This window comes from Saccharopolyspora sp. NFXS83 (genome assembly GCF_026241095.1).
Lineage (GTDB): Bacteria > Actinomycetota > Actinomycetes > Mycobacteriales > Pseudonocardiaceae > Saccharopolyspora_C.
Genome location: NZ_JAPFGB010000001.1, coordinates 307,533 through 321,052, shown reverse-complemented (window position 1 = coordinate 321,052; position 13,520 = coordinate 307,533). Strand labels below are relative to the sequence as shown.

Below are 13,520 nucleotides of genomic sequence, written 5' to 3'. Positions count from 1 at the left end.
ATCCCGCTACGCGGAGCAGGCCTCCGGTGACGACACGTCACCCGAGGTGCCGCGGCCCGAACACCCGCCAGCAGACCTCAGCGGGTCCGGGCCACCACGTAGTGAACCAGAGCCTCCAACGCGTCCCGCGCGGAGCAAGCCGGGAGCTCCGCGAGGACCGCTCGCGAGTCCTGCGCGTACTCGTCGAGCTTGGCGCGAGCCCGCCGCAGACCGCTGGATTCGCGCAGCAGCTTCAACGCCTCCGACACGTCGTCGTCCGAGCTCAGCGGCTGCCCCAGCAGTTCGAGCAGTCGCGGATCGGTGTCCGACGCGTCCCGCGCGTAGATCATCGGCAGGGTCAGCACGCCCTCCCGCAGGTCGGTGCCGGGCGTCTTGCCGGAGTCCGTCGCGGCCGAGGCGATGTCGATCACGTCGTCGGAGATCTGGAACGCGATGCCGATGCTCTTGCCGAAGCTCTCCAGCGCCGCCACCTGCTCGGGCGTCGCACCCGCCGCGTTGGCGCCGAACCGACCGGCGGTCGCGATCAGCGAACCGGTCTTCTCGTAGATCACCTGGAGGTAGTGCTCCTCCGGGTCCTGGCCGTCGCCGACGCCGATCGTCTCGCGCAGCTGACCGGTGACCAGCGCCTCGAACGTGGTCGCCATCCGGCGCACCGCGTCGGCACCGAGGTCGGCGACCAGCCGGGAGGCGTGCGCCATCAGGAAGTCGCCGGTGAGGATGGCCACCGAGTTGTCCCAGCGCATGTTGGCGCTGGTCGCGCCGCGGCGCATCGTGGCCTCGTCCATCACGTCGTCGTGGTACAGCGTCGCGAGGTGCACCATCTCCACGACCGCCGCCGAGGTGATCACCTCGTCCGGGGACGGGTCCGCGAAGTGCGCCGCCAGCAGCGCGAACAGCGGCCGGAACCGCTTGCCGCCGGCGTCCACCAAGTGCAGCGAGGTGCGGGTGGCGAAGTCGAACTCGCTGCGCACCGAATCGTGGAGCAGTTCTTCGACCCTGGCCATCCCCGCGGAGATCGATTCGGCCAGCGCCGGGTCGTCGATGTCGAACCCGCTCGCAGCAGTACTGCCAGCCACGTTCCTGACCGGTTCACCAGATGGGCTGCTCACGTCACCGTCGCCTTCGCTCCCCCACGGAATCGCCCTACGGGCGGGCACTCTACGACACGAAACCACCCACACCGGCCCAGTCCAGGGCCACCGTGGGCAGCACGCCCAGCAACAGCGTGACTACCACACCCAACGTGATCGCCGCCGTCGTGAACGCGCCCGGCACGCTGACGGTGGGGCCGTCCGCGGCGGGCTCGCTGAAGTACATCAGCACGATGACACGAAGGTAGAAGAAAGCCGCAACCGCACTGGCCACCAGGGCCACCACGACCAGCGGGGCCATCCCGTCGGACAGCGCCGCTTCGAAGACCACGAACTTCCCGATGAAACCGCTAGTCAGCGGGATTCCGGCGAGCGCGAACATGAGGAAGGTGAACACCGCCGCGAGCAGCGGGGACCGCTTCGCCAGCCCGGCCCAGTCCGAAAGGTGAGTAGCCTCACCCTCCGAGGTGCGCACGAGACTGATCACACCGAACACAGCGACCGTGGTGAAGCCGTAGGCCAACAGGTAGAACATCGTGCCCGAAAGACCGCGCTCGGTGAGCGCGATGGACCCGATGAGCAGGAACCCGGCGTGCGCCACCGACGAGTAGGCGATCATGCGCTTGATGTCGCTCTGCGTCAGCCCGAGGACGACGCCGATCACCATCGACACGATGGCCACCGCCCACATCACGCCGCGCCACTCCCAGCTGGAGCCGTGCAGCGCGACCTGCAGGACGCGCAGGATCGCGCCGAACGCGGCGACCTTCGTGCAGGCCGCCATGAACCCGGTGACCGCGGTCGGCGCGCCCTGGTAGACGTCCGGCGTCCAGGTGTGGAACGGGCCGACGGAGGCCTTGAACAGCAGGCCCACCACCAGCAGTCCGATCCCGGCGTAGAGCAGCGTGTCCGAGCGGTCGCTGCCCGCGGTGGCCTCGGCGATCGCGGCGAGCCGCACCGAACCGGCGTAGCCGTAGAGCAGCGCCAGGCCGTACAGGAAGAACGCGGAGGCGAACGCCCCGAGCAGGAAGTACTTGACCGCCGCTTCCTGCGAGAGCAGCCTGCGGCGCTTCGCCAGCCCGCACATCAGGTACAGCGGCAGGCTCAGCACTTCCAGCGCGATGAACATCGTGAGCAGGTCGTTGGCGGCGCAGAACACCATCATCCCGGCGAGGGAGAACAGCGCGAGCGGGAAGATCTCGGTGCGCATCCCGGCCACCGCGCCGGTGGAGCCGCGCCCCCGTCCGGAGTCCTGCTCGACTTCCGCGGCGGTCTCGGCGACGAACGCGCCGCCCGGTTCCACGGAGCGGTCCGCGATGAGCAGGATCGCCGCCACGCCGAGTCCGAGCAGCGTCGCCCACAGGAACAGCGTGGGGCCGTCCACCGCCAGCGAGTCGGACAGGGTGGTGACGCCGGTGCCGCCGGCCCGCGCGTGCAGGCCGAGCGCGATCCCGGCGCCGACCAGCGCGATCAGGCTCAGCGCGACCTGGGTGGCCCAGCGCGACCGCCGGGGCACGAAGGCCTCGACGAGCACGCCGACGCAGGCGGCGCCGAGCACGACCAGCACCGGCGTGATCGCCGCGTAGTCGATCGGCGGGATCGGAATCTGCTGTTGCGCGTGGACCGCGACCTGAGTGGCACCCACTGTTCAGTTCCCTCCTTGCGAGGTCACGGGGTCGGTGACGCCGACCTCGCTCATGGTCGCCCCGACCGACGGGGTGATCACGTCCAGCACCGGCTTCGGGTACACGCCGAGGGCGAGCACCAGCACGATCAGCGGAGTCAGCACGGCGATCTCCCGCGGCTGCAGGTCCAGCACGCGGGCGCGGTGCGCGCCGGGCCGGTTCGGGTCGGTGACCGCGCCGGGGCCGCCCGCGGTGCCGACGAGCGCGTCGCCGCGCACCGGGCCCTGCATGATCCGCTGGTAGAGCCGCAGCACGTACACGGCGGCGAGGACCATGCCGATCGTGGCGAGCACGGTGTACACCGGCTGCGTCGGGAAAGCGCCCATCAGCACCAGGAACTCGCTGATGAACGAGTTGGTGCCGGGCAGCGACAGGGTGCTGAGACCGGCGATGAGCAGGGTGCCCGCCAGCAACGGGGTGATCTTCGCCATGCCGCCGTAGTCGGCGATCCGGGTGGACCCTCCACGGGCGATGATCATGCCGATGACCAGGATCAGCAGCCCGGTCGCGAGGCTGTGGTTGAGCATGTAGGACACCGCGCCGACCTGCGCCTGCGAGGTGTAGGCGAAGATCCCGAGCGCGATGAACCCGAAGTGCGCGATGGACACGTAGGCGATGAAGCGCTTCAGGTCGGTCTGCCCGAACGCCTGCAGCGAGCCGTAGAGCACGCCGAGCACCGCGAGCACCAGCACCAGCGGCGCGAGCAGCTGGGAGGCGTCCGGGGTCAGCGGCAGGCTGTAGCGCAGGAATCCGAAGGTGCCGACCTTGTCGAGCACGCCGACGACGATCACCGCGACCCCGATGGGGGCCTGCTCGGCGGCGTCCGGCAGCCAGGTGTGCAGCGGCACCAGCGGCGCCTTGATCGCGAACGCCGTGAAGAAGCCCAGGAAGATCCACACCTGCACGGAGATCGGCGCGTCCGCGAGGATCGGCACCAGCGTCGCCCAGTCGAAGGTGCCCTGGCCGGTGGTCTTCGCCGCGTAGGCGTACGCGGCGATCGCGGAGGCCAGCATGATCAGGCCGCCGAGGAACGAGTACAGGAAGAACTTCACCGCCGCGTACTTGCCGCGCTCACCGCCGTAACCGCCGATGAGGAAGTACATCGGGATCAGCATGATCTCGAACAGCACGTAGAACAGGAACACGTCGGTCGCGGCGAACACCGCGACCGTCAGCGCCTGCTCCACCAGCAGCAGCGCGAAGAACCCGCCGTGGCTGCGGCCCTCCGGCAGCCGCTCGCCCCAGCTGAAGCCCAGCACCAGCGGCATCAGCAGCGCGATCACGGCGACCATGACGAGCGCGATGCCGTCCACGGCGAACGACACCCGGATGTCGAACGCGGGGATCCATTCGAACGAGCTCGCCAGTTGCAGCCGCGGGCCGGCCGGGTCGTAGGCGGCCCAGGCGGCGATCGCGAGGGCGAACTCCGCCAGGGACACCGCGAGCGCCGTCCACTTCGCCGCGGGGGCGTTGCGGCGCAGCAGCCCGACCGCGACCGCTCCGGCCAGCGGCAGCAGGATGAGCGCGAGGAGCAGGGTCATCGGATCTCCTCTTCCACACGGCAGTGCGCGAGAGATTGCGCGGCCCTGACCTCGGGGCCGGCGGGTTTCGGCGTGGCCGCGCGCGGCGGCCGGGGGTCGCGGTCGCTCATGGCGTGCCCACCACCATCAGCGCCCCGATCAGGAGCACGCCGCCGCAGAGCATGGACAGCGCGTAGGAGCGCACGAACCCGTTCTGCCTGCGCCGTCCCCATCCGGAGGCACCCTGCAGCACGGCGGCGAGCCCGGTGATGGCGCCGTCCACGGCCTTGCGGTCGAAGGTGACCAGGCCACGGGTGAGACCGGCGGTGGGCTTCACGACGACGGCGTCGTTGAGCGCGTTGCCGCCGAGGTCGGCGCGGGCGGCCCGCACCACCGGCGACACCTTCTCCGGCCGGGTCACCGGCACCGGTTTGCGGCCGACGAGCAGCCACGCGGCCAGTGCGCCGAGCGCGGAGAGCGCGACGGTCAGCACCGGGATCACCGAGTGCGGCAGCGCTCCCCCGTGCGATTCCTGCAGCTCGCCGAGCGCAGGCGCGAGGAAGGTGACCAGCCGGTCGCCGGAGGCGAGGAACATGCCCGCGCCCACCGAACCGATGGCCAGCACGATCATCGGCCCGGTCATGATCGCCGGGGATTCGTGCGGGTGGAAGTCGTGGCCGTCCTCGGACTTGAGCTTCTCCCAGCGCTTCTCGCCGAAGAAGGTCATCAGCACCAGGCGCGTCATGTAGAACGCGGTCAGCGCGGCGCCCAGCAGCGCGGCGCCGCCGAACACCCAGCCGCGCCAGCCTTCCTGGCCGAACGCGGCCTCGATGATCGCGTCCTTCGAGTAGTAGCCGGACAGGAACGGGAATCCGATCAGCGCCAGGTAGCCGAGCGCGAAGGTGGCGAAGGTGATCGGCAGGTACTTCGCGAGCCCGCCGAACTTGCGCATGTTCACCTCGTCGCGCATCGCGTGCATCACCGAACCGGCGCCGAGGAACAACCCGGCCTTGAAGAACCCGTGGGTGAGCAGGTGCATGATGCCGAGCGCGTACCCGGCCGGACCGAGGCCGACGGCGAGGATCATGTAGCCGATCTGGCTGACCGTGGAGTACGCCAGCACCTTCTTGATGTCGTCGTAGGCGCAGCCGATGACGCACCCGACCAGCAGCGTGACCGCGCCGATGATGGTGACCACGAGCCTGCCGTCCGGGGACAGCGTGTAGAGCGGGTTGGACCGCGCGATCAGGTACACCCCGGCGGTGACCATGGTGGCCGCGTGGATCAGCGCGGACACCGGGGTGGGGCCTTCCATCGCGTCCGGCAGCCAGGCCTGCAGCGGCACCTGGCCGGACTTGCCGCAGGCGCCGAGCAGCAGCAACAGCGTGATCGCCAGCAGCACGCCGGGCGAGAGCTCACCGGCGCGGGCGAAGACCTCGGTGTACTGCGTGGTGCCGAGCTTCGCGAACAGCAGGAAGATCGCCAGCGCGAGCCCGACGTCGCCGACGCGGTTCATCACGAACGCCTTCGTGGCCGCCGCTGCCGCCGAGGGCCGGTGTTGCCAGAAGCCGATCAGCAGGTAGGACGCCAGGCCGACGCCCTCCCAGCCGAGGTAGAGCGTCACGAAGCTGTTGCCCAGCACCAGCACCAGCATCGCGGCGACGAACAGGTTCAGGTAGCCGAAGAACCGGCGCCGCTCGGTGTTGTCCCGCCCGGTGCGGCCCTGCTGGTCGTGGGCCATGTAGCCGATCGAGTAGAGGTGGATCAGCGCGCCCACCCCGGTGATCAGCAGCACGAACACCATCGACAGCGGGTCGAGCCGGAGCCCGAAGTCCACTTGCAGCGCGTTGACCGGGATCCACGAGAACACGTGCAGTTCGCGCACCGGCTCCGCGTCGCGGGCGATGCTGGTGAACAGCGCGACCCCGTAGGCGAACGCGGCGATCACCGTGGCGCTGCCGAGGAGGTGCCCCCACCCGTTGGCGCGGCGCCCCGCGAGCAGCAGCACGGTCGCGCCGAGCAGGGGCAGCGCGACGAGCAGCCAGGCGTTGCCCTGGACGGCGCCTTGCGCGGCCTGCACCGCGAGGAGATCGGGACCGCTGGCCGAAAACGTCGTCGTCACGCCAGGCTCTCCCTACTGTGAGTGCGAACTTGGGGTCGGGTGTGCAGGTGGGGCCCGCGGCCGGTGCGCGGCGGACCAGCCGCGGAGGCGAACACGGCGGGCTCCTAGTACTTGAGGAGGTTGGCGTCGTCGACCGAGGCCGAGCGGCGGGTGCGGAAGATCGACATGATGATCGCCAGGCCGACCACGACCTCGGCGGCGGCGACCACCATCACGAAGAACGCCATCACCTGCCCGTGCACGGAGCCTTCGATGCGGGCGAAGGTGACCAGCGTCAGGTTCACCGCGTTGAGCATCAGCTCGATGCACATGAACACGACGATGGCGTTGCGCCGCACCAGCACGCCGACTGCGCCGATGCTGAACAGCAGCGCGGACAGCAGCAGGTAGTAGGTCGGGGTCACTGCCGGACCTCCTCGGGGGACGCGTGCCCGGAGCCGGACAGGCCGTTCGTGCCGTTCTCACCGTTGGTGTGCCGCGCTTCGGGCGGGGTGTCGGCGGTCTCCGCGTCGACCTCCGGTTCTCCCGGGTCGGCGGGTCCGCCGGAACGCCCGGTCAGCGCGTGCGGATCCGGGCCGGTGCCCTTGCCCGCGACGGCTTCGCGTTCCGCGGCGAGCCGCTCGGCGGGCAGGTTGTCCAAGATCTCGGAGAGCGATTCGGGGGCCACCGAACCGTCCGGCAGCAGCGCCGGGGTGGCCACCGAGTTCGCCGTCGCGTACACGCCGGGGCCGGGCAGCGGCGAGGACCGGTCGCCGCGCAGCCGCGCTTCGACGCGTTCCTTCTGGCTGACCCGCGCGGCGCGGCCCTTGCCGCCGTAGGCGAGCACCATCGCGCCGACCGCCGCGGTGATCAGCAGCGCGGAAGTCAGCTCGAACGGGAACAGGTAGTCGGTGAAGATCAGCGCACCGAGCCCGCCGGCACCGCCACCGCGGGCCGACCACGGGTCCAGCGGCGCGGCCACCGGCACGTTCGTGAGCGCGCGGGCCAGCCCGGTCACCAGCAGCAGCGCGAACGCCACGCCCGCGACGGCCGCCCAGAGGCGCTGCCCGCGCAGCACCTCCACCACCGAGTCCGAGGAGTCCCGCCCGACCATCATCAGCACGAACAGGAACAGCATCATGATCGCGCCGGTGTAGACGATGATCTGGGTGAAGCCGAGGAACGGCGCGCTCTGCGCCATGTACAGCACGCCGAGGCTGAGCATCGTCAGCACCAGCCACAGCGCCGAGTGCACCGCGTTGCGGGCGAAGACCATGCCGAGCGCCCCGACCAGCGAGAGCGGACCGAGGATCCAGAACGCCGCGGCCTCCCCGGCGCCGACCACGTTCGCGGCCTGCTCCTGGGCGAGGACCGCCGTTGCCGCGAGCATCACCGTCGGGCCTCCTCGTGACCGGTCTCCACGGTCTCGCCCTCGGGCACACCGGCCTGCCGCGCCAGTTCGGGGCCGCGCACGTAGTAGTCCTGCTCGTCCTCGCCGAGCCGCATCGGGTGCGGCGGCTGCTCCATGCCGGGCAGCAGCGGGGCCAGCAGGTCCTCCTTGGTGTAGATGAGGTTCTGGCGGTCGTCGTCCGCGGTCTCGTACTCGTTGGTCATGGTCAGCGAGCGCGTCGGACAGGCCTCGATGCACAGGCCGCAGCCGATGCAGCGCAGGTAGTTGATCTGGTAGTCCGCGCCGAACCGCTCACCCGGCGAGTAGCGCTCCTCGTCGGTGTTGTCCCCGCCCTCGACGAAGATCGCGTCCGCGGGGCAGGCCCAGGCGCACAGCTCGCAGCCCACGCACTTCTCCAGCCCGTCCGGGTGCCGGTTGAGCTGGTGGCGACCGTGGAACCGGGGTGCGGTGACCTTCTTGACCTCGGGGTACTCCTCGGTGACGACCTTCTTGAACATCGTCGCGAAGGTGACGCCGAAACCTTTCAACGGATCAAACACTGCCCGCTCCCTCCTTCGAGGCGTCGTCGGCCCCGGACGACGGCACCGAGGTGGCGCGTCGCGGTGGGGTCGGGGGCACTTGCAAGTCCAGTGGCGGGACCGGGAAGCCGCTGCCCGCCATCGGCGCCGCGGGCTCGTCCGGTTCCGGCCGCTTGCGGTCCGGGATGAGGAAGGCCGCGGCGACCAGCACCGCGATCAGGACCGCACCGATGATCAGGAACGTCGGCGAGCCGAGCACCTGCTCGTTGCGCAGCGCGCGGATCACGGTGACGGCGACGATCCACACCAGGCTCAGCGGGACGAGGAACTTCCAGCCGAGGTTCATGAACTGGTCGTAGCGCAGTCGCGGCAGCGTGCCGCGCAGCCACACGAACACGAACAGGAACAGGAGCGTCTTGGCGAGGAACCAGAGCACTCCCCACCAGCCGGTGTCGAGCACCCCGCCGCCGATCAGGTTCAGCGGCCACGGCGCGTGCCAGCCGCCGAGGAACAGCGTGCTCGCCAAGGCCGAGACGGTGACCATGTTGATGTACTCGGCGAGGAAGAACAGCGCGAACTTCAGCGAGGAGTACTCGGTGTGGAAGCCGCCGACGAGTTCCGATTCGGCTTCCGGCAGGTCGAACGGGGCGCGGTTGGTCTCGCCGACCATGGACACCACGTAGACCAGGAAGCTGAACGGCAGCAGCAGCGCGAACCAGCCGTGCGCCTGGGCTTCGACGATGCCCGAGGTGGACAGCGTGCCCGCGTACATGATCACGGCGACGAACGAGAGGCCCATCGCGATCTCGTAGGAGATCACCTGCGCCGCCGAGCGCAGCGAACCGAGCAGTGGGTACGGGGAGCCGGAGGCCCACCCGGCGAGCACGATGCCGTACACGCCGATGGAGGCGCTGGCCAGCACCACCAGCAGGCCGACCGGCAGCTCCACGAGTTGCAGCGCGGTGCGCTCGCCGAAGATCGTGACCTCCGGACCGATCGGGATCACCGAGAACGACACCAGCGCGGGAGTCGCGGAGATCACCGGGGCCAGGAAGTACACCCACTTGTCGGCCATCACCGGCCGGATGTCCTCTTTGAACGCGAGCTTCAGCCCATCGGCCAGCGACTGCAGGATGCCGAACGGTCCGGCCCGGTTCGGGCCGGGGCGGTGCTGCATGCGGCCGATGACCCGGCGTTCCGCCCAGATCGTCAGCAGCGTCATCAGCACCAGGAAGGCGAAGATGACGACGACTTTGATCAGGATCAGCCAGATCGGGTCGTCGGCGAGCAGTTCGGCGGTGCGGGTCATGACCGGTTCCCTTCCGCGGCGCCGAATCCGAACCCGGCGTGCCCGTTGCCGCTGTGCCCGTTGCCCGCGTGCCCGTTCGCGTGGCCGTTGGTGGTGGCGACCGCCGGGGCGAGCGCCACGGGTGCGCCGTGCCCGACGCCGAGCACCCGGTTCACCTGCGAGGGGCCGGAGGCGCTGGGCAGCCAGACCACTTCGTCGGGCATCTCGGTGAGCCGCGCCTCGACGGTGATCGCACCGCGGTCGCCGCGGATCTCGACCTGCTGGCGTTCCCGCAGTCCGAGCCGCTGCGCGGTGGCGGGCGAGAGCATCGCCATCACGTCCCGCCGGGTGCCCGCGAGGTTCGGTTCCTCGACCTGCAGGGAGGCGTCGTCGAGCAGTTGCCGCCAGGTGGCCAGCAGCGCCCGGCCCGGTCCCGGCGGGGCTGCGGGGCGCACCGCTTCGTCCGGCGCCGGGGGCTTCGCGCCGGCACCGGTGCCGAGCCGGTCCAGTTCGGCACGGGCCGCGGCAGGGCTCTGGGTGAACAGGTCCGCGTCCATCTCCACGGCGAGCGTGTCCAGCACCCGGCAGTCCGGCAGCGCGCCGGTGCCTTCGATGGTGGTGCGGAATTCGCGGCGGCGGCCTTCCCAGTTCAGGTAGCTGCCCGCCTTCTCCACGCTCGGCGCGATCGGCAGCACCACGTCGGCGTGCTCGGTGACGGCGGTGGGCCGCATCTCGACGCTGACGACGAAGTCGGCGTGCGCCAAGGCCGTCCGGGCGAGTTCCGGGTCGGGCAGGTCGTCCGGGTCGACGCCGCCGACGAGCAGTCCGCCGAGGTCCCCGCGCGCGGCGGCGCGCAGAATGCCGGTGGTGTCCCGGCCCGGAGTGCCGGGCAGGCTGTCGGCGTCCACGCCCCAGGTATGGGCGACTTCGGCGCAGGCGGTGAGGTCGCCGACACCGCGCCCGCCGGGCAGCAGCGTCGGCAGCGCCCCGGCTTCGACGGCGCCGCGTTCGCCCGCGCGGCGCGGGATCCAGGCGATCCGCGCGCCGGTGCGGGCGGCGGTGCGCACCAGTTCGGAGTACAGGCCGGGGATCTGCGCGGCCCGCTCGCCGACGGCGAGCACCGCACCACCCGCGCTCAAGGCATCGTCTACTTCGGACGGGAGTTCGGCCAGCGCCGCCGCTTCCCCACCGGGCGGGCAGGGCAGCAGCGCGCCCGTACGCACCGGTCCGCCGTCGCTCATGATCCGCGTGGTCTTCTCCACGCCGGGCGAGTTCCACTGCCCCAGGTGGAAGACCTGCGTGCGTCCCTTGCGCGCCGCCTTGCGCAGCCGCAGGAACACGATCGGGGCCTCCTCCTCCGGCTCGAACGCCACGCACAGCACGGCGGGCGCGGCTTCGAGGTCGGCGTAGGTGACCGCGCCGGCGTCCGGGGCCGTGCCCACCACGGTCGACTCCAGGAACGCGAGCTCCTCGTCCGAGTGGGCGCGGGCCCTGGCGTCGATGTCGTTGGTGCGCAACGCGATCCGCGCGAACTTCGCGTACGCGTAGGCGTCCTCCACGGTCAACCGGCCGCCGGGCAGCACTCCGACGCCGCGGTCGTCGCGGGCCGCGAGGAGTCCCTCGGCCGCCTTGCGCAGCGCTTCCGTCCAGGACGCGGGCCGCAGCTCACCGCCCTCGCGCACCAGCGGCCGGGTGAACCGGTCGGTCGCGGTGGCGTAGCGGAAGCCGAAGCGGCCCTTGTCGCAGATCCACTCCTCGTTGACCTCGGGATCCTCGGCGGCGAGCTTGCGCATCACCTTGCCGCGCCGCCAGTCCGTGCGAGTCGCGCAGCCCGATGAGCAGTGCTCGCACACGCCCGGCGTGGACACCAGGTCGAACGGCCGGGAGCGGAACCGGTAGGCGGCGCTGGTCAGCGCGCCCACCGGGCAGATCTGGATGGTGTTGCCGGAGAAGTACGACTGGAACGGCTGCTGCTCGGCGATGCCGATCTGCTGCACCGCGCCGCGCTCCAGCAGCTCGATGAACGGGTCACCGGCGATCTGCTTGGAGAACCGCGTGCAGCGCTGGCACAGCACGCAGCGCTCCCGGTCCAGCAGCACCTGCGTGGAGATCGGCACCGGCTTGGCGAAGGTCCGCTTGGTGTCGTGGAACCGGGATTCGGCGCGGCCGTGCTTGAGCGCCTGGTTCTGCAGCGGGCACTCGCCGCCCTTGTCGCAGATCGGGCAGTCCAGCGGGTGGTTGATGAGCAGCAGCTCCATCACGCCCTGCTGCGCCTTGTCCGCGACCGGCGAGCTGTTCTGCGTCTTCACGACCATGCCGTCGGCGACGGTCATCGTGCACGAGGCCTGCGGCTTCGGCATCGCCCGGCCGTTCATCTCGACCTCGACCAGGCACTGCCTGCACGCGCCCGCCGGGTCCAGCAGCGGGTGGTCGCAGAACCGGGGGATCGTGATGCCCATCCGCTCGGCGGTGCGGATCAGCAGCTCGCCCTTCGGGGCGTCCACTTCGACGCCGTCGATCGTCAGCCGGACGTGCCCCTCGGGGACCGGCTTCGTCTCACGCTCGGATGCCACCGTCATCGGGCCGCTCCTGCCAGTGCGGGCTCGCCCGGCTCCGCGCCGGGCCGGTTCTGCTGACACAGCGCGAGGAATTCCTCGCGGAAGTACTTGATGCCACTGGTGATCGGGCTGACCGCGCCGTCACCGAGGGCGCAGAAGGAACGGCCGAAGATGTTGTCGCAGACGTCGAGCAGCGTGTCGATGTCCTCTTCGGTGCCGTGCCCTTCGACCATGCGCTCCAGGACCTGGGCGAGCCAGAACGTGCCCTCCCGGCAGGGAGTGCACTTGCCGCAGGACTCGTGCTCGTAGAACTGGGTCCACTTCATCACCGCCCACGGCACGGACACGGTCTCGTTGAAGACCATCAGGGCCGTGGTGCCCAGCATCGAGCCCGCTTCGGCGGCGCCCTCGAAGTCCAGCGGGACGTCCAGGTGCTCGGCGGTGAACAGCGGCGTCGACGAGCCGCCGGGAGTCCAGAACTTGAGCGGGATCCCGTCCTTCATGCCGCCCGCGAGCTCCAGCAGCTCCCGCAGCGTGGTGCCCAGCGGGGCCTCGTACTGGCCGGGGTTCTCGACGTGGCCGGACAGCGAGTAGATCTTCGGGCCGGGCGACTTCTCCCGCCCCATGGTGCGGAACCAGTCGGCGCCGCCGTTGACGATGAACGGCACCGAGGCGATCGTCTCCACGTTGTTCACCGTCGTCGGGCACGCGTAGAGCCCGGCGGCGGCGGGGAACGGCGGCTTGAGCCGGGGCTGGCCGCGCTTGCCCTCCAGCGAGTCCAGCAGCGCCGTCTCCTCACCGCAGATGTAGGCGCCGGCACCCGCGTGCACCACGATGTCGCAGTCGAACCCGGAGCCGAGGATGTCCTTGCCCAGGTAGCCCGCGGCGTAGGCCTCCTGCACGGCGTTGTTCAACCGGCGGATGCAGTGCAGCGCCTCACCGCGCACGTAGATCGCCGAGAAGTGCGAGCGCATCGCGTAGCAGGCGATGATCACGCCCTCGACCAGCGAGTGCGGGTCGGCCATCATCAGCGGGATGTCCTTGCAGGTGCCCGGTTCGCCCTCGTCGGCGTTGACCACGAGGTAGTGCGGCTTCACCGGCTCCTTGGGCATGAAGCTCCACTTCACGCCCGCCGGGAACCCGGCACCACCGCGTCCGCGCAGGCCCGCGGACTTCACCAGTTCGATCAGCTGGTCCGGCTGCGCCCGCAGCGCCTTGCGCAGCGCGGTGTAGCCCTCCAGCTGCTCGTAGGTGCGGATGCTCCACGAGTTCGGGGACAGCCACCGCTTCGTCAGCACCGGCGTGAGGTCGTCGGGCTGGTTCGGGGAGTTCGCGTCGGTCATGGCCA

At 70.6% G+C, this 13,520-nt stretch carries 10 protein-coding genes; all 10 read right to left on the bottom strand.

The genetic code is table 11. The annotated features are described in order from the left end of the window. Positions 1-77 precede the first annotated feature (77 nt). Positions 78-1,109 carry a polyprenyl synthetase family protein gene (locus tag OOZ19_RS01600; RefSeq protein ID WP_416309376.1) on the bottom strand — a complete coding sequence of 344 codons (1,032 nt, stop codon included), beginning with the start codon at positions 1,107-1,109 and terminating at the stop codon, positions 78-80. Between the two features lie 49 nt (positions 1,110-1,158). After that, positions 1,159-2,736 carry an NADH-quinone oxidoreductase subunit NuoN gene (gene nuoN / locus OOZ19_RS01595; protein WP_266087379.1) on the bottom strand — a complete coding sequence of 526 codons (1,578 nt, stop codon included), beginning with the start codon at positions 2,734-2,736 and terminating at the stop codon, positions 1,159-1,161. Positions 2,737-2,739: 3 nt separating this feature from the next. Beyond that, complete coding sequence (locus tag OOZ19_RS01590) at positions 2,740-4,317, bottom strand: complex I subunit 4 family protein (RefSeq protein WP_266087377.1); 1,578 nt, start codon at positions 4,315-4,317, stop codon at positions 2,740-2,742. A gap of 106 nt (positions 4,318-4,423) precedes the next feature. Further along, positions 4,424-6,376, bottom strand: a complete 1,953-nt coding sequence (gene nuoL, locus OOZ19_RS01585; protein ID WP_266087758.1) for an NADH-quinone oxidoreductase subunit L — start codon at positions 6,374-6,376, stop codon at positions 4,424-4,426. A 146-nt stretch (positions 6,377-6,522) separates the two neighbouring features. Next, positions 6,523-6,822 carry an NADH-quinone oxidoreductase subunit NuoK gene (nuoK, locus tag OOZ19_RS01580; protein ID WP_184476123.1) on the bottom strand — a complete coding sequence of 100 codons (300 nt, stop codon included), beginning with the start codon at positions 6,820-6,822 and terminating at the stop codon, positions 6,523-6,525. Continuing rightward, a complete protein-coding gene (locus OOZ19_RS01575) occupies positions 6,819-7,787 on the bottom strand; it encodes an NADH-quinone oxidoreductase subunit J (protein ID WP_266087756.1) in 969 nt (322 codons plus the stop codon). Before OOZ19_RS01575 ends, nuoK begins: the two co-directional genes overlap by 4 nt. Next, positions 7,787-8,347, bottom strand: a complete 561-nt coding sequence (gene nuoI, locus OOZ19_RS01570) for an NADH-quinone oxidoreductase subunit NuoI (RefSeq protein ID WP_266087374.1) — start codon at positions 8,345-8,347, stop codon at positions 7,787-7,789. The genes OOZ19_RS01575 and nuoI overlap by 1 nt, the downstream gene beginning before the upstream one ends. After that, the gene (gene nuoH, locus OOZ19_RS01565; protein ID WP_266087373.1) at positions 8,340-9,635 is read right to left on the bottom strand and encodes an NADH-quinone oxidoreductase subunit NuoH; all 1,296 of its coding nucleotides are present in this window, start codon (positions 9,633-9,635) and stop codon (positions 8,340-8,342) included. Before nuoH ends, nuoI begins: the two co-directional genes overlap by 8 nt. Further along, positions 9,632-12,193 carry an NADH-quinone oxidoreductase subunit G gene (locus OOZ19_RS01560; RefSeq protein WP_266087372.1) on the bottom strand — a complete coding sequence of 854 codons (2,562 nt, stop codon included), beginning with the start codon at positions 12,191-12,193 and terminating at the stop codon, positions 9,632-9,634. Before OOZ19_RS01560 ends, nuoH begins: the two co-directional genes overlap by 4 nt. Next, on the bottom strand, positions 12,190-13,515 hold the full coding sequence (gene nuoF / locus OOZ19_RS01555) for an NADH-quinone oxidoreductase subunit NuoF (RefSeq protein WP_184476108.1): 1,326 nt from the start codon (positions 13,513-13,515) through the stop codon (positions 12,190-12,192). Before nuoF ends, OOZ19_RS01560 begins: the two co-directional genes overlap by 4 nt. Between the last annotated feature and the right edge of the window lie 5 nt (positions 13,516-13,520).